The sequence below is a fragment of the Paraburkholderia atlantica genome (assembly GCF_009362785.1).
GTDB lineage: Bacteria > Pseudomonadota > Gammaproteobacteria > Burkholderiales > Burkholderiaceae > Paraburkholderia > Paraburkholderia atlantica.
In genome coordinates, this window is the sequence record NZ_WHNQ01000011.1 from 92,916 (window position 1) to 118,028 (window position 25,113).

The following is a 25,113-nucleotide window of genomic DNA, read 5'->3' on the forward strand; positions in this document are numbered from 1 at the left end:
CGCGGCGCTCGAATCGATTTCATGCGAATGCCACGCGCGTGCCACATGGCTGCCACGCGAACCTCACCCTGGCTTCGCGCGTCCGTCCGTGTAAATCCGACTCGCGTCGTCCCGTTTTACATGCCGCGCCACCCGCGGCGTGCGTAACAATGCCCGCTTAATCGCACGCGCTCCGTGCGGACGCGCACCTTCGGCACCCGCCATCTCAACGTAACCTCCCCCTTTTCCCGCTAGCGGGCCGCCGCGTTGGCACACGGTTTGCTCCCTTTCCGCGACGAGTGACGAGCAGTCCCGCCGGACCGGCGTCTGGCGCGAAAGCACCCGCGACTGGCCAGCGGCGTGACGATCTTTGCACTACATTGACCAGTACGTGCCCCCGCTGACGCATCGCGCGGTATCCGGCTCGGGAAGCCCAATGAGCGCTGTGATCGCATGCCGACTGCATCCACACCGCAGCAGGACAACTCTGGAAACGACCGATGGAACCTCCAAACGGGTACGCGCCGCGGATTTACTTTTTTCACTCTCTTCTCGTCGGGCCCCTCGATGCCTGGCCCGCGCAGTTCGCTCACGCGGCCGGGCTCGGCTTCGATCACGCGTTGATCGCCGGGTTGTTCGAGCCGGGCCAGGCGGGCCACGCTCAGGTGGTCGGCAATCACGCGCGGCTGCATCCGGTGTTCGAGGCACAGCATTCGGTGCACGACGCCGTGCGGATGCTCGCCGATGCCGCGCGCCGCAATAATCTGACGCTGCTGGTCGATCTGGTGATCGACCGCATGGCCGCCGACGGCGTGCTGTATAGCGAACATTCGGACTGGTTTCACGCGCGCGAGTCCGAGCTCGCGCGGCTCGATCCGCGCCACGTGCATCGCGAAGACAACGTCGCCTACGCGAATTTCGACGACCCCGCAACGAGTGCCTCGCTGTGCGTCTGGTGGACCCAGCAACTGCTCGCGCTCGCCGAGGCGGGGGTCGGCGGCTTCCGTTTCGATTCGCCGCATCGCGTGCCGGCTGCCGTATGGCGGCATCTCGGCGATGAAGTGCGCGCGAAGCATCCGCACGTGCGCTTTCTCGCGGCAACGCCGGGCCTGTCGCGCGGCGATCTGCCCGGTCTCGAAGCAGCCGGCTTCGACAGCTCGTTTTCGTCGGTGCGCTGGTGGGACTTCCGTTCGAGCTGGATGGCCGAGGAGCATGCGGCGCTCGCGCGCGTCGGCGCGCCGATCGCCTTTCCCGAAGCGCCGTACGGCACGCGCCTCGCCGCCGAGTTGAGCGACGTGCACGATGCGGCGATCGTCGAGCGGGCGTATCGACGCGCGCTGTTCACGTCGGTTGCACTGGGCAGCGGCTGGATGATGCCGATGGGCTTCGAATACGGCATCGCCGAACCGATGTCGCAAACGCGCGGCGACGCCGCGCAGTTCGCGCGCGCCGTGCAGTCACGGCGCTTCGATTTGAGCGCCGCCGTCACCCAGGCCAACGACTTCGCGCGCAATACGCCGACACTGCACGCGAACGGTGAATTGCGCCCATTGAGCGGACCGGGCGCATCGGCCGCGGTTCTGCTGCGCGCCGACGCGGCCGATCTGCGCGACGCCAGCGAAGCAGTTCTGATCGTGGTGAATCCCGAACTCGGCGCGCCAGTGCGGGTCGATCCCGCGCGCTTCCTCGCGGGCGTGCCGGGCAGCTTTACGCGCTTCGTGCCGCTCGATGCACGCGGCCGAAGCGAACCGGCGGCACTCGCGCCGTTCGCGCTCGCGCCCGGCGCGGTGCGGCTGCTGCGCGCGTTCGCGGAACAGCCGATCTACCTCGCGCCGCCGATCGACAAGTCGAACAGCAAGCGCAGCGGCCACAAGACCGTGCTCGACGCGATCGAGGCGCCGCGCGTCGCGATCGAGAGCGTGACGCCGTCGGTGGAAAACGGCCGCTTCGCGGCCAAGCGCAGCGTCGGCGAGCGCGCGGAGATTCGCGCGGCGATCTTCGCCGAAGGACACGACAAGATTGCCGCTGCCGTGCTGTGGCGCGCGGCCGACGAAACCGCGTGGCACGAAGAACTGATGTCGCCCGCGCCGCCGGCCGGCCTCGATTTGTGGAGCGCGCGCATTCCGCTCGAGCGGATCGGCCGCTACGAATTCACCGTGATCGCGTGGCGCGACGACTTTGCATCGCTCGTCGAGCACATCCAGAAGAAGCTGAGGGCGAACCAGACCGTGGAGATCGAACTCGACGAAGCCGCGCATCTGTTCGCGCTCGTGCTCGCCGAAGTCGAGACCAGCGAAGGGGCGGACAAGGAACAGCTCGAACATATCGTGCGCGACTTCCAGAAGGCCGACGCCGAACAGAAGCTCGCGCTGATTCTTGCGCCCGCCACCGCGACAGCGATGACCGCCGCGCGCCACCGGCCGTTTCTGAGCCGCGATCAGGTGACCTACAAGATCGACGCGGAACGCACCGCCGCCTATTTCGCGAGCTGGTACGAGATCTTCCCGCGTTCGATGAGCGACGACGAATCGCGCCACGGCACGTTCGCGGACGTGACCGCGAAACTGCCGCGCATCCGCGACATGGGCTTCGACGTGCTGTACTTCCCGCCGATTCATCCGATCGGCCTCGCGAACCGCAAGGGCCGCAACAACACGCTGACCGCGCAGCCGGGCGATGTGGGCAGTCCGTATGCGATCGGCGCGGCCGAAGGCGGCCACACCGCCGTGCATCCGCAGCTCGGCACGCTCGACGATTTCAAGGCGATGCTGGCTGCCGCGCACGCGCACGGCCTCGAAATCGCGCTCGACTTCGCGATCCAGTGCTCGCCCGATCACCCGTGGCTGAAGGAGCATCCGACGTGGTTCGCGTGGCGCCCCGACGGCACGCTGCGCTACGCCGAGAATCCGCCGAAGAAGTACCAGGACATCGTCAACCCCGACTTCTACGCGCGCGATGCGAAGCCCGACCTGTGGCTCGCGTTGCGCGACGTGATCCTGTTCTGGGTCGACGCGGGAGTGCGAATCTTCCGCGTCGACAATCCGCACACCAAGCCGCTGCCGTTCTGGGAATGGATGATCGCCGACGTGCGTGCGCGCCATCCCGATGTCATTTTCCTTGCCGAAGCCTTCACGCGGCCGCGCATGATGAACCGGCTCGGCAAGATCGGCTTCTCGCAGTCGTACACGTACTTCACCTGGCGCGAGTCCAAGCGCGATTTCACCGAGTACATGGTTGAGCTCACGCAGACCGGCGCGCGCGATTTTTACCGGCCGAATTTCTTCGTCAATACGCCGGACATCAACCCGCGCCATCTGCAATCGCAGGGACGCACGGGCTTTCTGATCCGCGCGGCGCTGGCCGCGACACTGGCCGGGCTGTGGGGCGTGTATAGCGGCTTCGAACTGTGCGAGGCCACCGCACTGCCGAACAGCGAAGAGTACCTGGACTCCGAGAAGTATCAGTTGCGCGCGTGGGACTGGCACCGGCCGGGCAATATCGTCGGCGAGATCACCGCACTGAACCGCATCCGGCGCGCGAATCCCGCGCTGCACACGCATCTCGGTCTCACGTTCCTCACCGCGCACAACGATCACATCCTGTTCTTCGAGAAAGCGACCGAGTCGCGCGACAACGTGATCGTCGTCGCGATCAATCTCGATCCGTTCAACGAACAGGGCGCGGACATCGAGTTGTCGTGGGACACGTTCCAGCGCTGGCATCTGCACGACCACGCCGCGCTCGAAGTGATCGACCAGATGACCGGCGCACGTTTCGAATGGCACGGACGCTGGCAACACGTGCGGCTCGGCTCGGGCCAACCGTTCTCGATCTGGCGCATCGCGCCGCTAGGCGGCCTGCCCGCCGATCGCCCGGAGGACAGCGACCACGAACACGACAGCACTCTTCAGGCAGACGCTGTCACCCCAACCTGGATGGAAGGTGGAACATGAAGCGCGACGATCCAGCCCAATCCACGCACGAGGCGCAAACGGCCGCGGCCGTCGGCACCGCGGCGAAGGTACGCACGCGCCGGCGCGGCAAACCCGCGGCGCTCAGCGACGATCCGCTGTGGTACAAGGACGCGATCATCTACCAGGTGCACATCAAGTCGTTTTTCGACGCGAACAACGATGGCGTCGGCGACTTCCCCGGCCTGATCGCCAAGCTCGACTACATCGCCGAGCTCGGCGTCAACGCGATCTGGCTGCTGCCGTTCTATCCGTCGCCACGCCGTGACGACGGCTACGACATCGCCGACTACCGCAACGTGCATCCCGACTACGGTCAGCTCGCGGACGTGCGGCGCTTCATTCAGGAAGCGCACGCGCGCGGCATCCGCGTGATCACCGAGCTCGTCATCAACCACACGTCGGATCAGCATCCGTGGTTCCAGCGCGCACGGCGCGCGAAGGCCGGCTCGAACTATCGCAACTACTACGTGTGGTCCGATACCGATCAGAAGTACGCGGAGACGCGCATCATCTTCATCGACTCGGAACCGTCGAACTGGACGCACGATCCGGTTGCGGGCGCGTACTACTGGCACCGCTTCTACTCGCACCAGCCCGATCTGAACTTCGACAATCCGGCGGTAATGAGAGAGGTGCTGCAGGTGATGCGCTTCTGGCTCGACATGGGCATCGACGGGCTACGGCTCGATGCGGTGCCATACCTGGTCGAGCGTGAAGGCACCAACAACGAGAACCTGCCGGAGACGCACGAAATCCTGAAGCGGATTCGCGCGACCATCGACGCCGAGTATCCGAACCGGATGCTGCTCGCCGAGGCGAACCAGTGGCCCGAGGACGTCAAGGAATACTTCGGCAACGAAGACGAATGCCATATGGCGTTCCACTTCCCGCTGATGCCGCGGATCTACATGTCGATCGCGAGCGAGGACCGCTTCCCGATCACCGACATCATGAAGCAGACGCCGGACCTCCCCAATTCGAACCAGTGGGCGATCTTCCTGCGCAATCACGACGAGCTGACGCTCGAAATGGTCACCGATTCCGAGCGCGACTATCTGTGGAACACCTATGCGAGCGATCGTCGCGCACGCCTGAATCTCGGCATTCGCCGCCGGCTCGCGCCGCTGATGGAGCGGGACCGCCGCCGCATCGAGCTGATCAACTCGCTGCTGCTGTCGATGCCCGGTACGCCGGTCATCTACTACGGCGACGAACTCGGCATGGGCGACAACATCCACCTCGGCGACCGCGACGGCGTGCGCACGCCGATGCAGTGGTCATCGGATCGCAACGGCGGTTTCTCGCGCGCCGACCCCGAGCAACTGGTGCTGCCGCCGGTGATGGGTACGCTGTATGGCTTCGACGCGGTCAACGTCGAAGCGCAGAGCCGCGACCCGCATTCGCTGTTGAATTGGACGCGCCGCATGCTGGCGACGCGGCGCGCGAAGCAGACCTTCGGACGCGGCACGATCCGCTTTCTGAAGCCGGAAAACCGCAAGATCCTCGCGTACCTGCGCGAGATGCCAGGCGAGGCGCCGATCCTGTGCGTCGCGAATCTGTCGCGCGCGCCGCAGGCGGTCGAGCTGGACCTGTCCGAGTTCAACGGCTTCGTGCCGATCGAGATGACCGCCGACTCGGTATTCCCCGCGATCGGTCAGCTGACCTATCTGCTGACGTTCCCGCCGTACGGTTTTCTGTGGTTCATGCTGTGCGAAGGCGGCGGACGGCCGACGTGGGCGCAGGCGCATTCCGAGCCGCTACCCGAGTTCGTCACGATCGTGATCCGCGAGGGGCAGACCGGACCGACACCCGAAAACGTGCGGCTGCTCGAGTCCGAAGTGCTGCCGTCGTGGCTGAGCCGGCGCCGCTGGTTTGCGTCGAAGGATCAGAAGATGCATGCGGTGCGGCTCGCCGCGCTGACCACGATTCCGAACGGCGGCTTCGCGTTCACTGAAATCGAAGTGGACGTCGGCGATCACACCGAGCGCTACGTGGTGCCGATCGCGCTTACATGGGGTGGCGAAACCACCACGCCGCTGTTCCTGCAATTGGCGTTGGCGCGCGTGCGGCGCGGCCGCACCGTCGGCCATCTGACCGACGCGTTCTCGCTGCCGATCTTCGCGCACAACGTGCTGCGCAAGATGCGCGAGCACGCGGTCGTGCCGACCGTGCAGAAGAGCGAGATCAAGTTCCTGCCGACCGAACGCTTCACCGAACTCGACAATCTCGGCGAACGGCCCGAAATACGCTGGCTTGCCGCCGAGCAAAGCAACAGCTCGCTGATCATCGCCGATGCCGCGGTGCTGAAGCTGGTGCGGCGGCTCGTCAGCGGCATTCATCCGGAAGCGGAAATCAGCCGCTATCTGACGCAGCTCGGTTATGCGAACACCGCGCCGCTGTATGGCGAAGTGGTGCGCGTCGATCCCGAGGGCGTGCCGCATACGCTCGCGATCCTGCAGGGCTTTATCGACAATCAGGGCGATGCGTGGAACTGGTCGCTCGATTATCTGCGCCGCTCGGTCGACGAACTCGCGATCGCGGTCGACACCGAAACGCAGACCGCCCCCGACCGCACGAACGAGTCGATTCTGCTGGACGGCTACGGCGAACTCGCGGGCATCATCGGCCGACGGCTCGGCGAGCTGCACGTCGCGCTCGCCACGCCGAGCGACGACCCCGCGTTCGCGCCGGAACATGCCAACGCCGAACAGGTGAAGGCATGGGTCGACGCGACGCAGACGATGCTCGCGAGCGCGCTCGATCTGCTCGCGCCGCGCATCGCGGACATGAGCGACCCGGACACGAAGGGGCTCGCGCAAAGTCTGATCGATCGGCGCGCTGCGCTGGTCAAGGCGGTCGACAAGCTCGTGCCGGGCGACGCGGGCGCGTTGCGCATCCGCATCCACGGCGACTTCCACCTCGGTCAGGTATTGGTCGCGCACGGCGACGCGTATCTGATCGACTTCGAGGGCGAGCCCGCGCGTTCGCTCGAGGAGCGTCGCCAGAAATCGAGCCCGTTGCGTGACGTGGCCGGTCTGATGCGCTCGCTGTCGTATGCGAGCGCGGCCGCGCAATCGACCACCGAAAGCGCGCCGCAACAGACCGCCGATCGCAAGCGCGCGCTGTTCGAGCGCTTCCGCTCCCACGCGACCACCGCGTTCCTCGCTGAATACCGCGCGGCCGCCGCTCAGTCGTCGGAACCGCTCGTCGCGCCCGAATCCGAAGAGGCGCTCCTTGATCTGTTCCTGATCGAGAAGGCCGCTTACGAGATTCGCTACGAGGCGGCCAATCGGCCGACATGGCTCGGCTTACCGGTACGCGGCCTCGCGGCGCTCACGAGCCGACTGCTGGGCGACACCGGCGCACCGCCGCATTACGATCCATCAACCCGGGTGTCCGGCTCCGCTACGCCGCCCAACCCGGCCGAGGGCGACTATGAGTGAGCATGATCCGGCCGCAGGCCTTCAACCCGTTGACATCGACGCGCTCGTCGAAGCGCGTCACCCCGATCCATTTTCGCAGCTAGGGCTGCATCAGACCGCCGCTGGGCCGATCGTGCGCGCGCTGCTGCCGAATGCTGCGCACGTCACCGTGATTTCGCGCGCCGATGGCGCGACGCTCGGCGAACTCGAGCAACTACGGCCTGGCCTGTTCGCGGGCCGCATCACGTCGGCGATGCCGTATCGCCTGCGCATCGACTGGCATGGCGTCGAGCAGGAAGTGGAGGATACCTATTCGTTCGGTCCGGTGCTCGGCGACGAGCCGCTGCAACGTCTCGCGCACGGCGATCCGTACGCGGTGCTCGAATGTCTGGGCGCGCGGCCGGTCGACATCGACGGCGTGCCGGGCGTGCGCTTCGCGGTGTGGGCGCCGAATGCGCGGCGCGTGTCGGTGGTCGGCGACTTCAACGCGTGGGACGGCCGCCGTCATCCGATGCGGCTGCGGCACCAGGCCGGCGTGTGGGAGCTGTTCGTGCCGCGCGTCGGCGCCGGCACGCGCTACAAGTACGAGTTGCTGTCGCGCGACGGCCATCCGCTGCCTTTGAAGGCCGATCCGTGCGCGATGCAGACGGAAAAGCCGCCGGGCACAGCATCGATCGTCGCGCACGTCGATGAGATCGAGCAGTTTCCGTGGACCGATCACGAGTGGATCCAGTCGCGCGCCGACAAGCAGACCGCGCGCACGCCGATCACGATCTACGAAGTGCACGCGGAATCGTGGCTGCGCATCGCCGAGGAAGGCCAGCGCGGTCTCGTCTGGGAAGAGCTCGCCGAGCGGCTGATTCCCTACGCGAAGAGCATGGGCTTCACGCACATCGAATTTCTGCCGATCGCCGAGCATCCGTTCGGCGGTTCGTGGGGCTATCAGCCGCTCGGGCAGTTCGCGCCGTCCGCTCGGTTCGGCAAGCCCGAGCAGTTCGCGCGTTTCGTCGACCGCGCGCACGAAGCGGGGCTCGGCGTGATTCTCGACTGGGTGCCCGCGCATTTCCCGAACGACGCTCATGGGCTGATCGATTTCGACGGCACGCCGCTCTATGAGCATGCCGACCCGCGCGAAGGCTATCACCAGGACTGGAACACGATGATCTACAACCTCGGCCGCAACGAGGTCAGCGCGTTCCTGATCGCGTCGGGGCTCGCGTGGTTGCAGCGCTATCACGTCGACGGCTTGCGCGTGGATGCGGTCGCGTCGATGCTGTATCGCGACTACTCGCGCGCGGCCGGCGAGTGGGTGCCGAACATCTATGGCGGCCGCGAGAATCTCGAATCGATCGCGTTCCTGAAGCGCTTGAATCATGAAGTCCGCTATGTGCCGGGCGCACCCGGCGCGATCACGGTCGCCGAGGAGTCGACCGCATGGCCGGGCGTGACCGCGCGGGTCGCGGACGGCGGCCTTGGCTTCGACTTCAAGTGGAACATGGGCTGGATGCACGACACGCTGCACTACATGCACGAAGATCCGGTGTACCGCCAGTATCACCATCACAACATGACGTTCGGCATGGTCTACGCGTATTCCGAGCGCTTCGTGCTGCCGCTTTCGCACGACGAGGTGGTGCACGGCAAGGGCTCGCTGCTCGGCAAGATGCCCGGCGACCGCTGGCAGCGTTTCGCGAATCTGCGCGCGTACTTCGGTTTCATGTGGACGCACCCGGGCAAGAAGCTGCTGTTCATGGGCGGCGAATTCGGCCAGATGGCGGAGTTCGACCATGACGGTTCGCCGCATTGGAATCTTCTCGACGATCCGGGCCACCACGGCGTGCAGTTGCTGGTGCGCGACCTGAACCATCTGTATCGCAACGAGCCGGCGCTGCATCTGCTCGACAGCGAACCGGGCGGCTTCGAATGGTTGATCGGCGACGACAGCGGCAACAGCGTGTTCGCCTATCGGCGCACCGACGGCGCGGGCCAGGAGTTCGTCGTGGTGTGCAACATGACGCCGGTGCCGCGGCTTGGCTATCGGCTCGGCATGCCGCGCGGCGGGCGCTGGGTGGAAGTGCTCAATACCGATGCCGCCGTGTACGGCGGCTCGAACATGGGCAACGGAGGGCTGATCCATTCCGACCCGGTATCGAGCCACGGCAGGCCGCATTCCGCCGCGCTGACTTTGCCGCCACTCGCAACGATCGTATTGCGCGCGGACTAAGGAAACGCGCCGCAACACAGGCGCGCGGCGCGAAGGCAAGCGCCGCGCCCCGTTGCATGAAGACCCAGACAGACCCGGGCTCTAGTTCGACAATCAGAACAGGAAAGGGAAAACATGTCGCATGCGTTGCCCGACCGGTTGCTGCCCGGCTCACCGTATCCGCTCGGCGCGAGCTGGGACGGGCTGGGTGTCAACTTCGCGGTGTTTTCGGCCAATGCGCAAAAAATCGAGCTATGCCTGTTCGATTCCACCGGACGCAAGGAGATCCGCCGCTTCGCCATGCCCGAGTGCACCGACGAGATCTGGCACGGCTATCTGCCGAACGCGCATCCGGGCACCGCATACGGCTTTCGCGCGCATGGACCGTATCAGCCGCATTTCGGGCATCGCTTCAATCCGCACAAGCTGCTGCTCGACCCGTATGCGCGCAAGCTCGTCGGGCAGTTTCGCTGGTCCGACGCGCTGTTCGGCTATCGCGTGCATTCGAATCGCGCGGACCTTTCGATCGACCGGCGCGATTCCGCGCCCGCGATGCCCAAGTGCGTCGTCGTCGACGAGGCGTTCGACTCGTCGCACGACAGGCGTCCCGACGTGCCTTGGGGCGAAACCGTGATCTACGAAACGCACTTGCGCGGCGCGTCGATGCTGCGCTCCGATCTGCGCCAGCACGAACGCGGCACGTTCGCGGCGCTCGCGGCGCCGGAGTTCATCGAGCATCTGCTGAAGCTCGGCGTGACCGCCGTCGAGTTGCTGCCCGTGCACGCGTTTCTGAACGACCGCTTCCTCGTGGAGCGCGGCCTGCGCAACTACTGGGGCTACAACACGGCCGCGTTCTTCGCGCCGGAGCCGACCTATCTGAGCACGCACCGGCTCGACGAAATGCGCATCGCCGTGCGGCAACTGCACGCGGCCGGCATCGAGGTGATTCTCGACGTGGTCTACAACCACACCTGCGAAAGCAACGAGATGGGCCCGACCATCTCATGGCGCGGCCTCGACAACGCCAGCTACTACCGGCTGATTCCCGGCGACGAGCGTCACCATATCAACGACACGGGCTGCGGCAACACGGTCAATCTGCCGCATCCGCGCGTGATGCAGATGGTGATGGATTCGCTGCGCTACTGGTCGACCGCGTTCAACATCGACGGCTTCCGTTTCGATCTGGGGGTGACGCTCGGGCGCGAAAGCCACGGCTTCGACCCGGGTTCGGGCCTGTTCGACGCGTTGCGCCAAGACCCGGTGCTGTCGCAACGCAAGCTGATTTCCGAGCCATGGGATCTCGGCCCTGGCGGCTATCAGCTAGGCAATCATCCGCCGGGCTTCAGCGAATGGAACGACCGTTTCCGTGACACGGTGCGACGGTTCTGGCGCGGCGACGCCGGCCTGCGGCCCGACCTCGCCGCGCGCCTGACCGGTTCGGCCGATCTGTTCAACCGGCGGCATCGCAAGCCGTGGGCGTCGCTCAACTTCGTCACGTCACACGACGGCTTCACGTTGGCCGATGTCACCGCGTATGAGCAGAAGCACAACGAAGCCAACCAGGAAGACAACAACGACGGCCACAACGAGAATTGCAGCCGCAATTGGGGTGTCGAAGGCGCGACCGACGACCCCGCGATTCTTGCCACGCGCCGCCGCGTGTCGCGCTCGCTGATCGCGACACTGATGATCGCGCTCGGCACGCCGATGCTGCTGGCCGGCGACGAAGCGCTGCGCACCCAGCGCGGCAATAACAATGCTTACTGTCAGGATAACGACCTATCGTGGATCGACTGGGACCTTGCGGATTCGCCGGAAGGCCGGCGCATGACCGAGTTCGTCGCGCGCGTGGTGGGGTTGCGCAAGCGTCACCCGCTGTTGCGTGAAACGCGCTTTCTGTTCGGCGACCGCGAGGTGCTGCCCGGCCTGTTCGACGTCGGCTGGTTCGACGAACACGGCGATCCGCTGACGATCGAAGCGTGGCAGGACCCGGAAGGGCGCGCGTTCACGTTGCGTCGCGCAGGACCGGGCCTGAATGGCGAAACCGAAGTATTGTTATTGATGCTCAATGCTCACGACGAACCGCTGCAGTTCTCGCCTCCCGCGCCGCACCTGGAATGGCATGTGCTGTTGGACACCGCCGATCCGGACCGCGCGCCGCAGCGGCTCGCGACGGCCGAACTCGAGGTCGGCGCGCACGGCCTCGTGATACTCGCCGCGCAGCCGACCGGCGAAGCGGATTGGCAAGCCGGCTGGGTGGCTGGCGCGCAGCACGGTCCGCGATTGTTGACTGCGCTGCCGCCCGACCCGGGCGCGCAGACATCAAACGACGACGGCTCGGAATGAACGATGCACTGCGGCGACATAGGTTGAGCTTGGACAAATCGCAACGCAGCCGGGGTGGCAAGAATGTTGCGACGCAATGCTTGCGTCGCGTCACATTGTTATCCAGGCGCGTTTGCAGATTCGAATGGTGAAGACATGTCCGATAGTCCGATTGATCCTCACGCGCATCATCACGCGCACTGCCTGCCGTTCAGCGCGCAGTTGATCGGCGCGACCGGCACGCGACCGCGCACGCGGTTCCGTTTTTGGGCACCGTCGTGCAATAGCGTGCAGGTGGTCATCGAAGACGGCCACGCGCAAGGCACGCACGACATGGCCCCGACCGGCAACGGCTGGTTCGAGACCACCGTGGAGAGCGGCGCGGGCACGCTGTATCGGTTCCAGCTCGACGGCAAGCAGACGGTGCCCGATCCGGCCTCGCGATTCCAGCCGCGGGACGTGCATGGCCCGAGCGAGGTCATCGATCCGCGCGCCTACTATTGGGAACACACCGGATGGCACGGCCGGCCGTGGGAAGAAACGGTGCTGTACGAATTGCACGTCGGTGCAATGGGCGGCTATGCGGGCGTGCAAAAGCGCCTGCCCGAGTTCGCCGCGCTCGGCGTCACCGCAATCGAACTGATGCCGTTGAACGACTTTCCCGGTCGTCACAACTGGGGTTACGACGGCGTGCTGCCGTACGCGCCCGACTCCGCCTACGGCCGTCCCGAAGAACTCAAGGCACTGATCGACGCCGCGCATGGTGTCGGCCTGATGGTGTTTCTCGACGTCGTCTACAACCACTTCGGACCAGACGGCAACTATCTGCATACTTACGCGGAGCCGTTTTTCCGAGCGGGCGTGAACACGCCCTGGGGCCCCGCGATCGACTTCGAGCGCAGCGAAGTCAGCGACTTCTTCACCGACAACGCGGTCTACTGGATCAACGAGTACCGCTTCGACGGACTGCGCTTCGATGCGGTGCATGCGATCGACAACCCCGCGTGGCTGCGCGAGCTGTCCGACCATATCCGCGCGCGCGTGCAGCATGGCCGCCACGTGCATCTGGTGCTCGAAAACGAGCACAACAGCGCGAGCCTGCTCGACGCGCATTTCGACGCGCAATGGAACGACGACGCGCACAACACGCTGCACGTGCTGCTGACCGGCGAAACCGAAGGCTATTACCACGCGTATGCGAACGAACCGATTCGCCGCCTCGCGCGCGTGCTGTCCGAAGGCTTCGCATATCAGGGCGAGCCGTCGCCGCTGCACGATGGTGCGCCGCGTGGCGAAGCGAGCGCGCATCTGCCGCCCACGTCGTTTGTGATGTTTTTGCAGAACCACGATCAGATCGGCAACCGTGCGTTCGGCGAACGTCTGCGCAAGCTGACCTCGGACGACGCGCTGCGCGCCGCGACCGCGCTGCTGTTGCTGTCGCCGCAAATTCCGCTGCTGTTCATGGACGAAGAATACGGCTCGACGCAACCGTTCCTGTTTTTCACCGATTACACCGGCGATCTCGCCGACGCGGTGCGCGAAGGGCGACGCCGTGAATTCGCGCGTTTCGCCGCGTTCAGCGACGAGAAAAGCCGCGCGCAGATTCCCGATCCGAACGATGCCCAGACCTTCGCCGCGTCGTCGCCGCCCGCGCCGGATGCCAAGCCGACACCGGATCGGCTCGACTGGATGCATTACTACAAGTCCGCGCTCGCGGTGCGCGCGAAGCTGATCACGCCGCGCCTGAAACATACGAAGGCGTGCGGCGCGACCGTACTGCGCGATGCCAGTGGCAGCGACGCAAACGCGCTGGTCGCGCGCTGGAAACTCGGCGATGGCGAGACGCTATCGATCGCGCTGAATCTGTCGCAGCGCAGCGTCGCACTCGACGACACCCCGGCCGGCAAGATCATTTTCGAAACGCCGCCACGCGCGCGCGAGCAGGCCGACGCGCGGGTATTGCCCGCTGATGCGTGCATCGCGTGGCTGACCGGCGACATCAACGAATTCGCGAGCCGCCACGATGCGCGCATCGCATCGCACGAGGAGCAGCGCGCGTGACGACCCGACGCCCCAACGACCGGCTCGCCGCGCTCGCCACCCGCGCAGGTTTCGAGGTGGAGTGGCAGGACGCGCACCACAACACCCAGCACGTGCCCGAAAAGACACTCGGCACGCTGCTCGAACGCATGGGTCTGCCGTGCGGCAATGCCACGGAAATTCGCCACAGCGCCGCTGCTCTGGAAGCCGAACTCTCGGGCCGCCGGCTACCGCCGCTGATGACCGCGGTGATCGGGCGTGGCATCGCGCTGCCTGCGGCCGCGGTCAAGTCGGGCAGCCATTACCGGATCGAGCTGGAGAGCGGCGCGATCATCGACGGCCGCTTCACCGCGCCGAAAGGCGAGGAAGCGCTGCTCGCGCCGATCGACGAAGCCGGCTATCACACGCTCGTGATCAACGATCAGCGCATGACGCTCGCGGTCGCGCCGCCGCGCTGCTTCACCGTCGCCGACGCGTGGCACACGCTGCACGGCGGTGAAGGCGAAGCCGCGCCGCCCATGCCGCCACTGTGGGGCATCGCCGCGCAGCTGTATGGATTGCGTCGCGTCGGCGATGGCGGCATCGGCGATTACACGGCGCTCGCGCAGCTTGCTCGGCATGGCGCGCAGCGCGGCGCGCACGCGCTTGCCGTCAGTCCGACCCACGCGATGTTCAGCGCGCAGCCCGAGCGCTTCAGCCCGTATGCGCCGTCGTCGCGTTTGTGGCTCAACGTCACGCATATCGATCCGGCCGCGGTGTTCGGCGCGGACGCGTGCGCATCGGCATCGGCGCAGGCCGGCAACGCAGCGTCGAAATACGAAGAGCTGCCGCTGATCGATTGGCCGCACGCGACAGCGGTGAAACTCACGGTATTGCGCGCGCTGTACGAGCAGTTCAACGCTAACGAGCGCTCGCAGCACTCGCCGCGCGCACTCGAGTTTCACGGCTTCTGCGAACGCGCGGGGCGCGCGCTCGAAGATCACGCGCGCTTCGAAGCGCTGCAGGCCGCGCAACTCGCGCAAGGCGGCGACGGCCATTGGCGCAACTGGCCCGATGCGTTGCGCGACCCGCGCAGCCCCGAAGTCGAGGCGTTCGCCGCCGCGCATCGCAACGAGGTCGACTTTCATCTGTTCCTGCAGTGGCTGGCCTCGCGCGGCCTGTTGCACGCGCAGCACACCGCGCGCGAAGCCGGCATGGCGGTCGGCCTGATCGCCGATCTCGCGGTCGGTTGCGACAGCGCCGGCAGCCATGCATGGTCCTACCCCGACGACATGCTGCAGGGCGTGTCGGTCGGCGCGCCGCCCGATCTGTTCAACCAGGCCGGCCAGTCGTGGGGACTCACCACCTTTTCGCCGCGCGCGATGCGCACGCAAGGCTTCGCCGCGTTCATCGACATGCTGCGCGCTGCGTTCTCGCATGCCGGCGGCATCCGCATCGATCACATTCTCGGCTTGCGGCGTCTGTGGCTCGTGCCCGAAGGCGAGAGCGCGCGCAACGGCGCGTATCTGCGCTATCCGCTCGAAGACCTGCTGCGGCTGATCGCGCTGGAATCGTGGCGGCATCGCGCGATCGTGATCGGCGAGGATCTCGGCACCGTGCCGTCCGGTTTTCGCGAGCGGCTCGACGAGCACGGGATCGAGGGGATTCGCGTGCTGTGGTTCGAAGGCGCGCCCGACGGCCACGGCTTCAAGGCACCGGCCGATTGGGACCGCTACGCGGTCGGCACGACGACCACGCATGATCTGCCGACCGTCGCCGGCTGGTGGCGCGGCAGCGACATCATGTGGCGCAACCGCATCGGCCAGACGATGGCGCGCGCCGACGGCCGCGACCCCGAAGAAGCGGCGCTCGAAGAGCGCGCGCAGCAGCGCGCCGACTTGTGGCGCGCGTTCCAGCGAGCGGGCGTGGCCGCGCCCGATGTCGCGCCACCCGACGCCGACAACCCGCCGGTCGACGAAGCGCTCGCATTCGTCGCCGCGACGCCCGGGCCGCTCGTCACGTTTCCGCTCGAAGACCTGCTCGCGCTCGCCGAGCAGCCGAACCTGCCGGGCTCGATCGACGAACATCCGAACTGGCGCCGCCGCATGACGCTGCCCGTCGACGCGATGTTCGACGACCCCGTATTCACCGATCGACTGCTGGCCGTCGACGGCGCTCGCCGCGCCGCCGCGCCCTCACCGAACACTTCCGCGGAGCCCGACACGCCATGACCGTCCCACGCTCCACACTGCGCCTCCAGTTCCATCGGGGCTTCACGTTCGACGACGCCGCGCGCCACGTCGAATACTTCGCCGCGCTCGGCATCAGCCATCTGTACGCGTCGCCGATCACGACGGCCGAGCCCGGCTCGATGCACGGCTACGACACCGTCGACTACACCCAGGTCAGCGCCGAATACGGCGGCGAGGTGGGCTTGAGGCGCCTCGTCGACAAGCTGCGCGCGCACGACATGGGGCTCATCGCCGACATCGTGCCGAATCACATGGGCGTCGGGGGTTCGAGCAACGCGTGGTGGCTCGACATCCTCGAATGGGGACGCCACAGCGCGTATGCGCGACATTTCGACGTCGACTGGCATTCGCCCGATCCCGCGCTGCGCGGCAAGGTGCTGCTGCCGACGCTCGGCGCGTCGTACGGCGATGAACTGACGGCGGGCCGCATCGGGCTGCATTTCGCGGCCGACAGCGGACGCTTTTACATCGGCTACGGTCCGCACGTGTTCCCGGTCTGCCCGGTCGATTACGCGGCGATCCTGCAAGGCGCCGACCGCGCCGATCTGAGCGCGCTCGCCAATCGCTTTCACGGACTCACGACGCAGCCCGCCGATCAGCCGCGCGCCGCCGAGGCGCGCGACGCGCTGCGCGAGTTCGTCGCGCGCGAAGGCGCATCGGCGATCGAGTTCGTGCTGGAGACTTACGCGCCCGAAGATCCGGTCACGCGCGACCGGCTGCATCGGCTGATCGAGCGACAGCATTTCCGGCTCGCGTGGTGGCGCACCGCCTCCGACGAAGTGAACTGGCGGCGCTTCTTCGACATCTCATCGCTCGCCGCCGTGCGCGTCGAGCGGCCCGAGGTATTCGAGGCGGTGCATGCGCTGATCTTTCGCCTCTACCGCGAAGGGCTCATTGACGGCTTGCGGATCGATCATATCGACGGGCTCGCCGAGCCGCGCGAATACTGCCAGCGTTTGCGCCAGCGGCTCAGCGAGTTGCGCGACACCGCGCCGTACGTGGTGGTCGAGAAGATTCTCGGTCGCGGCGAACCGTTGCGCGACGACTGGCCCGTCGACGGTACGACCGGCTACGATTTCATGAGCGACGTCGGCGCGCTGCTGCACGATCCGGCCGGCGCCGAGCCGCTCGCCAACTCGTGGTCCGAGTTGACCGGCCGCAGCGCGCGCTTCGCCGATGAAGCGCATGCGGCGCGGCGCAAGATTCTCGCGGAAAACTTCTCGGCGGAACTTGACCGCGCGGCGCGCGCGCTGCATCGGATCGCACGCGACTCGCTGAGCACGCGCGACTTCACGTACCCGGCGCTGCGCCGCGTGCTGACCGAGCTGGTCGTGCATTTCCCCGTGTACCGCATGTACCCGCTGGGCGGCCTGCGCAGCGCCGCCGACAACGTCTATTTCGAGCGGGCGCTGGCGGGCGCGCGCGCTTCGCTGCCGCGCTCGGACGACGCGACGCTCGAGCGCGTCAATGCGTGGCTCGGCGGCAGCGCCGAAGAGGCGCCGCCCGCGCGGCCCGGCGCGCAGTCGCAGCAGCAGGCGCAAGGCGGCGGAGCGCAGCCGCATGCGGGATCGTCCCGGCGCAGCGCGCAAACGCTGTTTTCGCAGCTGACCGCGCCGCTCGCCGCCAAGGCGATCGAAGACACCGCGTGCTACCGCTACGGGCGTCTACTGTCGCGCAACGAAGTGGGCTCGGACCCAGGCGAGTTCGCGCTATCGGTCGAGCAGTTTCACGCGGGCAATCTCGAGCGCGCGCAACGTTTTCCGCATGCGATGCTGGCGACCGCCACGCACGATCACAAGCGCGGTGAAGACGTGCGCGCGCGGCTCGCGGTGTTGAGCGAGATCGCTGACGAATGGGGCGCGACGCTGCGTGCATGGTCGACGTTGAACGCGCCGCAGCGTCGCGCGCTCGACGGCACGCCGATCAGCAGCGTGAGTCAGGACAAGAGCGACGCATGGGCTCCCGGCCCCGCCGCCGAGGATATGCTGTACCAGACGCTGGTGGGCTGCTGGCCGCCGGATCTAAGCGCCGACGACGAAGCCGGCGTCAAGGAGCTGGCCGAACGGGTCGCGCAATGGCAGTTGAAGGAGTTGCGCGAGGCGAAGCTGCAAACCAGCTGGCTCGCCCCCGACGAAGCCTACGAAGCCGGCTGCCGCGAGTTTCTGTTCGGCATCCTCGCGCCGCAGCGGCGCGACGCCTTTCTGAAGGAACTGTCGGCGTTCGTCGGGCGGATTGGTCGCGCGGGCGCGCTCAACAGTCTGCAGCAGACGGTGCTGCGTCTCGCGTCACCCGGAATCCCCGATCTTTACCAAGGCACCGAGCTGTGGGACTTCAGCCTCGTCGATCCGGACAATCGGCGGCCAGTCGATTTCGCGAAACGCGAGGCGTGGCTGCCGCAGCCGCAAACACCGCCGTCGGAATTTCTGGCGGACTGGCGCGACGGACGCGTGAAGCTCGCGGTGATCCAGCGCGTGCTGGCGCTGCGCGCGCATCTGCCGGAGCTGCTGAGTCAGGGTACCTATCTGCCGCTCACGGTGCGCGGCGCGCATGCGTCGAATGTGATCGCGTTCGCGCGGCGCCATGGCAATGCGTGGGCCGTAGTGATCGCCAGCCGGTTGGCCGCGGGCTTGCTCGGCGACGAAGGCGACTTGCCGCTCGTCGAGCCCGCGCAATGGGCGGACACGGCTATCGAAATGCCGCCCGATCTGTCGGCGCGCGCGCTGTTCGACTGGCTGAGCCCCGCCGCGCCGAAAGTCGACGATCATGGGCTGCTGTATCTGCGCGACGCGCTTGCCGCGATGCCGGTCGCGGTGCTGGTGGAGGATGGGGTGCCTCGAAGCTGAGGTGGATGAACCGGGTTGAGGCTGCGGGTCGGCTCGGGCCTCAACCGCCCTCGTCGTCGAACACCTTCGGATACACGCGCACCAGCACGATGCGCGGTCCCTTCATCTTCTTGACCACCACGTCGAAGTCTTCGAACTCGACGCGCTGCCCTTCGCCGGGCAGATCGTTGAGCGCCTGGATCACGAGCCCGCCTACCGATTCGGCCTTGCCTTCATCGATGTCGATACCCAGCGCCCTTTCGAGCGACACCACCGGCAAGCTGCCCTTGCCCATCAGCGTGCCGTCGTCCATGCGAGTCCAGTCGGCGTCGCCCTGGCGGAACTCGTCGTGGATCTGCCCGACCAGCGCGCCGAGCAGGTTGTCGAGCGTCAGGAAGCCGATGGGTTTCTCGTTCTTGTGGCCGACCAGCGCGAAGTGCGGCGCGCCTTTGCGAAAGCGCCGGAACAGTTCGAGCGCCGGCATGTCCGGCTTCACGTACTGCACGGGGCGCACGTAGCGCGACAGGTCTTCGAGCGTGCTGCCCGCCTGACGTGCGAGCAGCAGGTCCTTCAGATGGATCATGCCGGCCACGCGTTCGCCCGAGGCATCCTCGAACAGCGGATAGCGGCTGAAGCGGTGCCGCGCGACCACCTGCATGTTGTCGCGCAGCGGCAGATCGCGCCGCAGACAGACCATTTCATGCGACGGCCGCATCAGGTCCGATACGGTCATTCGCGAGAAGTCGAGCGAGTGCGCGATCGTATTCCATTCGTCCTGGCTGTACGCGCCGATCGACGAACCGATTTCGCTCGCGACGTTCGCGCGGCGGCCGCGCAGGATCAGCTTGAGTTCCTCGGTCGAGTAATGCGAGTCGTGGCCGTGGTCGGTATCGAGGCCCGCGGCCTTCAGCACCGCGTTCGCGCTCGTGTTGAGCAACCAGATGGCCGGGTACATTGCCCAGTAGAAACCGTACAGCGGTGTCGCGGCCCACAGCGAAATTTTCTCCGCCTCGCGGATCGCCAGAGACTTCGGCGCGAGCTCGCCGACCACGATATGCAGGAACGAAATGCAAGAAAACGCGAAGAACAGCGAGATGCCGTGGATCAGCTTCTCGGACTCGACGCCGATCAAGGAGAAAAGCGGCATCAGCAGTTGCGCGAAAGCCGGCTCGCCGATCCAGCCGAGCCCGAGCGACGCGAGCGTGATGCCGAGTTGACACGCCGACAGATACGCGTCGAGCTGTCCGTGAACCTTCGCGAGCAGACGGCCGCGCATGCCATGCTGGGTCGCGAGGCTTTGCACGCGAGTCTGCCGCAGTTTGACCAGACCGAATTCGGCGGCGACGAAAAAGCCGTTGAGTGCAACCAGAAACATTGCACCGATGAGGGCGACAACCTGTATCAAAGCGACGGGCTCCGGCAACAAAAGTTGTCAGTATAGGGGTTGAAAGGTCGATGAAATCTTATTGTGCGCAAACGCATTCGCGCGCGACGCTCATTTCGGCACCGCCGCGCTGAACGGCACGCGCAGCACGAGCGTGGCGGGCGTCGCGGTGACGCTGCCCGCTTCGGTCGAATCGCTTTGCTCGAAGCTGCCGCCGTGCGCCTCCGCGACGCGCTTGCACAACGCGAACACCCACGCGATGCGCTTCGCCTCGCGCGGCTCGCCCGCCTGCTTGCGCGCGAACGCTTCGAGCATATGCGGCAGCGCGGCGTCGTTCAACGCGGCTTCGTTCGGCTCGTACGTGACGCTCGCATGCCACGTGCCGTTGTCCGCGCGCGCCGCCAGTGCGACCTCGGCGTCCCGCGCGCTCGCTTCGACGGCGAACGTCAGCATCAGCCACAGCGCGGCGGCGAGACGAGCGCGGTCGCCGTTCAGCTGCTCGGTGGCGATCTGCGAGTCGAGCCGCACCTCGACGCCGCGCGCGCGGGCGAGGCCAGCGCGGACTTCCTCGACGGTTTCGGCGAGCAGCGGATGCAATGGAAATGGTTCATACGTGAGCGCGAGCGATTTCGTTTCGGCGCGCGTCGTATCGACGATCGTCTCGAGCAGCTTCACCTGCTGATCGACGCCGCTGCGAATGCCGGTGATCGCACGCTGCGAGTTCGGATCGTTCGCGTCGAGCTTGCGCTCGAGCACGTACGCCCAGCTATGAATCGCATTCAATGGACCGCGCAGGTCGTGCGACACCAGCGACAGCACATGATCGCGCATGAACAACGCGGTTTCCGCGCGCAACAGCGCGCTGCGTTCGGAGATGACGAAGCCGGCCGACGCCGGCTGGGCGCCAGCAGTCCCGGTGGGTGACGTAGTCACGATCGAGTCCTCTCAGGCAGTGCTGGATGATGGGGGAAGCCTCATTATAGGCATCCCGTTCGGACCGACCAGCCCAGGCCGAAACGCGAGGCGCGACGCAATCCGCATGCCATGCGCGAAACCGGACAAGACTCGGAGATCGGCGTCAACGCGCCTACAATGTCGGTTTTACGTTTTGATCTGAGGAGCAACGCATGTCGACTGTGACGACCGAATCCGGCCTGAAGTACGAAGACCTCGTGGAAGGCACCGGCGCCGAAGCCGTCGCCGGCAAGAGCGTGACCGTGCACTACACGGGCTGGCTGACCGACGGGCAGAAGTTCGATTCGAGCAAAGACCGCAATGACCCGTTCGCGTTCGTGTTGGGCGGCGGCATGGTCATCAAGGGCTGGGACGAAGGCGTGCAAGGCATGAAGGTCGGCGGCAAGCGCAAGCTGACCATTCCGCCGCAACTCGGCTACGGCGTGCGCGGCGCGGGCGGCGTGATTCCGCCCAACGCGACGCTCGTGTTCGAAGTCGAACTGCTCGCGGTCTGAGCTACATCTAAGTATTGTCATGAGCCACGCCGCCGTCACCGCCCCCAACGTTTCGCTGCGCTGCTATGGCGCGATCGAAGCGTCGGACGTGCACGACTTCCATCAGGTCGTGCTCGGGCTCGACGGCGCGATGGTGATGGCGGTGGACGGCGTCGCGGAGCAGATCGACGCCGGCTCCGCATGGCTGATCCCGGCCGGCGCGCGGCACGACTACTCGGGGGTCGGCACGAACCGGCAGCTCGTACTCGATTTGCCTGCGACGTCGCTGGCGGTGCCCGAGCGGCTGTTCGAGCGCGCGCGAGCCGTGGCCGTCGATCCAGCGCTCGCGCAGCTCGTGCACACGATTGCCGCACATGCGGCGGGCGGGGCGGGCGAAGCGCAAGATGATGCCTCCGCTCACCGTCGCTTCCATTGGGATGCCGCGGCACGGTTGGGCGCCGCGCTGGTCGTCGATTCCGGGGCGCTCGCCGGTGCGCAGAGCGAAGGCGTTCGGCTCGATTTCGCGCGCATCGACCGCTGGCTGCGCGCGCATCTGTCCGAGCCGCTAAAGATCGCGGACCTCGCCGCGCACTGCGGCTTCGGCATGCGGCGCTTTCATCAACTGTTCATCGATGCGTTCGGCGAGACGCCGCATCGCTATCTGCAGCGGCTGCGGCTCGACACGTCGATCACGCTGCTCGCGGACCCGCGTCTTTCGTTGACCGATATCGCGCTCGACATAGGCTTCGGCGATCAGAGCGCTTACACGCACGCGTTCACGCGGCGTTTTGGGCTCGCGCCCGGGCAGTGGCGCGCGTTGCGACACTGAGAGCGGCAGCGGTCCTGTCAGCCTTCTAGCCCGCGCTGCAGATCCGCACGGATATCGCTCACGTTTTCGAGCCCCACCGCAAGCCGGATCAGAACTTCGCTGATGTCCGCCACCGCGCGCGCTTCGGGCGTGATGCGGCCGTGCGTGGTCATCGCCGGATGCGTGATCGTCGTGCGCCTGAGGCAGCAACAAAAAAGCCCGCTTTTGCGTCGGCATAAGCGGGCTTCATCTGCGGAGAGGCGCGGTGTGGGTGTGTACGCTCAACCCACCGACAGTTGCAGATGCAGTTGCGAACGCGCCGGGCCGCCGCCGTCGATCGCTTCGCTCGCGGCGTCGCGATCCGATTGCGACGACGGTGCGAGACGCGCGCTTTCGATGCGGTCCAGGTACTCGGTCGTGATGTCGCCGGTCACGTAGTTGCCGTCGAAGCACGAAGCCTCGAACGCCTTCAGCGCCGGGTTGATATCGCGCACCGCCTGCTTCAGCGCATCGACGTCTTGATACACGAGGTGATCCGCGCCGATCATCCGCGCGACTTCCTCGTCCGAGCGGCCGTGCGCGACCAGTTCGCCGCGCGTCGGCATATCGATGCCGTAGACGTTCGGGAACTTCACCGGCGGCGCCGCCGACGCGAAAATCACCTTGTTCGCGCCCGCATCGCGCGCCATCTGCACGATCTCGTGCGACGTCGTGCCGCGCACGATCGAGTCGTCGACGATCAGCACGTTCTTGCCCTTGAACTCGATGTTCATCGCGTTCAGCTTCTGGCGCACCGACTTCTTGCGCACCGCCTGGCCCGGCATGATGAAGGTACGGCCTACATAGCGGTTCTTGAAGAAGCCCTCGCGATACTCGACGCCGAGCTTTTTCGCGACCTGCATCGCGGCCGGGCGTGACGAATCGGGAATCGGCATCACGACGTCGATCGCGACGTCGGGCAGCTCGCGCTTGATTTTCTCGGCAAGGTAGTCGCCCATGCGCAGACGGACGTTGTAGACCGGCACGCCGTCGAGCACCGAATCCGGTCGCGCCAGATACACGAGTTCGAAGATGCAGGGGTTCAGGCTCGGAGTCGTCGCGCACTGCTGCGAATGCAACTGGCCTTCGGCGTCGATGAAAACCGCCTCGCCCGGCTGCACGTCGCGCACGAATTCGAAACCAATGCCTTCGATCGCCACCGATTCCGACGCCAGCATCCACTCGACGCCTTCAGCCGTTTCCAGCTTGCCGAGGCACAGCGGACGGATACCGAACGGGTCGCGGACGCCGAGCAGACCGTAGCCGGCGATCAGCGCGACGATCGCGTAAGAACCGCGCACCCGCCGATGCACGCCCGATACCGCCTTGAACAGCGCGGCCGGATCGAGTTGCAGACCCGAACTCGACAGTTGCAGCTCGTGCGCGAACACGTTGAGCAGCACTTCGGTATCGGAATTTGTGTTCACGTGGCGGCGATCGATGCGGAACATCTCATCTTTCAGCTGCTGCCAGTTGGTCAGGTTGCCGTTGTGCGCGAGGATGATGCCGAACGGCGCGTTCACGTAGAACGGCTGCGCTTCTTCTTCGCTCGACGCCGAACCGGCGGTCGGGTAACGGACCTGGCCGATGCCGGTCGTGCCCGGCAGGCTACGCATGTTGCGCGTGCGGAACACGTCGCGCACCATGCCGTTGGCCTTGTGCATGTGGAAATTGCTGCCGTTCGCCGTCGCGATGCCGGCGGCGTCCTGACCGCGATGCTGCAGCAGCAGCAGGCTGTCATAGATCAGCTGGTTGACCGGGGAGTGGGAAACTACGCCTACGATGCCGCACATGGCATGTCCTTCAAAGGTACAAAATTCGTAATGGCGACCGGTGCCTGCGATCACGCCCGCGCTTTGATGCGACGGGACGCGCTACGCCGTCAAGGCAACCGGTATGCGCCGGAGTCCTGTTGCGCGTTGCTCGGGGCGCCCGGATCGTCCACATGGACGTAAGCGGCGAGCGCCTCGGGGAGCAGCGGTTTCATTGCGCGTACGCCCGCAACCGCATACGGACGAAGCAGCGCGTTGCGCCAGAATTCCTCTTTGGGCAGTTCGGTCAAGCCTGCGAGGGCGACCAGAATCAGCACCAGAACGACCCCGCGGACGAGGCCGAACATCAAACCGAGCGAGCGGTCCGCACCGCCCAGGCCCGTGACCTGCACGAGGCGGCTGAGCAGCGCACTCACCACGCTCGTGACCAGCACTACGCCGATCACCACGAGCGCAAAAGCCAGCAGCCACTGCGTCAACGCGCCGCCCGGCCACGTGGACGGGATATACGGGACCACATAGCCGACGAACTCGCAAGCGATGAAAAACGCCGCGATCCAGCCGATCAAACCAAACACTTCCGACAGCAAACCGCGCCAGGCGCCTCGCAGCGCCGACAAACCGATCACCGCCATTACAGCGTAGTCGAAGGCAGTGAACATC

At 66.2% G+C, this 25,113-nt stretch carries 13 protein-coding genes and 1 pseudogene; 9 read left to right on the forward strand and 5 right to left on the reverse strand.

The genetic code is table 11. The annotated features are described in order from the left end of the window. Window positions 1–479: 479 nt before the first annotated feature. The 7 genes from GCT19_RS17840 (at window position 480) to treY (ending at window position 19,020) form a co-directional block, all read left to right on the forward strand. Window positions 480–3,932, forward strand: a complete 3,453-nt coding sequence (locus GCT19_RS17840; RefSeq protein ID WP_152852656.1) for a maltotransferase domain-containing protein — start codon at window positions 480–482, stop codon at window positions 3,930–3,932. Continuing rightward, window positions 3,929–7,396: a maltose alpha-D-glucosyltransferase gene (treS, locus tag GCT19_RS17845; RefSeq protein WP_152852657.1), complete on the forward strand. Its 3,468-nt coding sequence runs from the start codon at window positions 3,929–3,931 to the stop codon at window positions 7,394–7,396. The genes GCT19_RS17840 and treS overlap by 4 nt, the downstream gene beginning before the upstream one ends. Further along, complete coding sequence (glgB, locus tag GCT19_RS17850; RefSeq protein ID WP_152852658.1) at window positions 7,389–9,599, forward strand: 1,4-alpha-glucan branching protein GlgB; 2,211 nt, start codon at window positions 7,389–7,391, stop codon at window positions 9,597–9,599. The genes treS and glgB overlap by 8 nt, the downstream gene beginning before the upstream one ends. Before the next feature lie 114 nt (window positions 9,600–9,713). Beyond that, window positions 9,714–11,927, forward strand: coding sequence for a glycogen debranching protein GlgX (gene glgX / locus GCT19_RS17855; RefSeq protein WP_152852659.1), 2,214 nt, complete (start codon window positions 9,714–9,716; stop codon window positions 11,925–11,927). A gap of 135 nt (window positions 11,928–12,062) precedes the next feature. After that, window positions 12,063–13,967 (forward strand): malto-oligosyltrehalose trehalohydrolase, encoded by a 1,905-nt coding sequence (gene treZ / locus GCT19_RS17860; protein ID WP_018433934.1) that lies wholly within the window; start codon window positions 12,063–12,065, stop codon window positions 13,965–13,967. Beyond that, a complete protein-coding gene (malQ, locus tag GCT19_RS17865) occupies window positions 13,964–16,156 on the forward strand; it encodes a 4-alpha-glucanotransferase (protein ID WP_321576821.1) in 2,193 nt (730 codons plus the stop codon). The genes treZ and malQ overlap by 4 nt, the downstream gene beginning before the upstream one ends. Further along, window positions 16,153–19,020, forward strand: coding sequence for a malto-oligosyltrehalose synthase (treY, locus tag GCT19_RS17870; RefSeq protein ID WP_152852660.1), 2,868 nt, complete (start codon window positions 16,153–16,155; stop codon window positions 19,018–19,020). Before malQ ends, treY begins: the two co-directional genes overlap by 4 nt. A 40-nt stretch (window positions 19,021–19,060) precedes the next feature. Here the strand turns inward: treY and GCT19_RS17875 are convergent, their stop codons facing one another. Both GCT19_RS17875 and GCT19_RS17880 read right to left on the reverse strand, forming a co-directional pair. After that, the gene (locus GCT19_RS17875) at window positions 19,061–20,404 is read right to left on the reverse strand and encodes a hemolysin family protein (protein ID WP_152852661.1); all 1,344 of its coding nucleotides are present in this window, start codon (window positions 20,402–20,404) and stop codon (window positions 19,061–19,063) included. Window positions 20,405–20,494: 90 nt separating this feature from the next. Beyond that, the gene (locus tag GCT19_RS17880; protein ID WP_013092953.1) at window positions 20,495–21,316 is read right to left on the reverse strand and encodes a sensor histidine kinase; all 822 of its coding nucleotides are present in this window, start codon (window positions 21,314–21,316) and stop codon (window positions 20,495–20,497) included. Window positions 21,317–21,510: 194 nt separating this feature from the next. On the opposite strand from GCT19_RS17880, the gene GCT19_RS17885 reads away from it, so the two are divergent. Both GCT19_RS17885 and GCT19_RS17890 read left to right on the forward strand, forming a co-directional pair. Further along, on the forward strand, window positions 21,511–21,852 hold the full coding sequence (locus GCT19_RS17885; protein WP_013092952.1) for an FKBP-type peptidyl-prolyl cis-trans isomerase: 342 nt from the start codon (window positions 21,511–21,513) through the stop codon (window positions 21,850–21,852). A gap of 19 nt (window positions 21,853–21,871) precedes the next feature. Then, entirely contained in the window at window positions 21,872–22,660 is a 789-nt protein-coding gene (locus tag GCT19_RS17890; protein WP_152852662.1) for an AraC family transcriptional regulator, read from the forward strand. 17 nt (window positions 22,661–22,677) lie between these two features. Here the strand turns inward: GCT19_RS17890 and GCT19_RS17895 are convergent. The 3 genes and pseudogenes from GCT19_RS17895 to GCT19_RS17905 all read right to left on the reverse strand — a co-directional run. Continuing rightward, a pseudogene (locus GCT19_RS17895) lies at window positions 22,678–22,836 on the reverse strand (PLP-dependent transferase); the annotation flags it as partial. 84 nt (window positions 22,837–22,920) lie between these two features. Further along, window positions 22,921–24,471, reverse strand: coding sequence for an amidophosphoribosyltransferase (gene purF, locus GCT19_RS17900; protein ID WP_013092950.1), 1,551 nt, complete (start codon window positions 24,469–24,471; stop codon window positions 22,921–22,923). An 89-nt stretch (window positions 24,472–24,560) separates the two neighbouring features. Next, window positions 24,561–25,112 carry a CvpA family protein gene (locus tag GCT19_RS17905; RefSeq protein ID WP_018433940.1) on the reverse strand — a complete coding sequence of 184 codons (552 nt, stop codon included), beginning with the start codon at window positions 25,110–25,112 and terminating at the stop codon, window positions 24,561–24,563. Between the last annotated feature and the right edge of the window lies 1 nt (window position 25,113).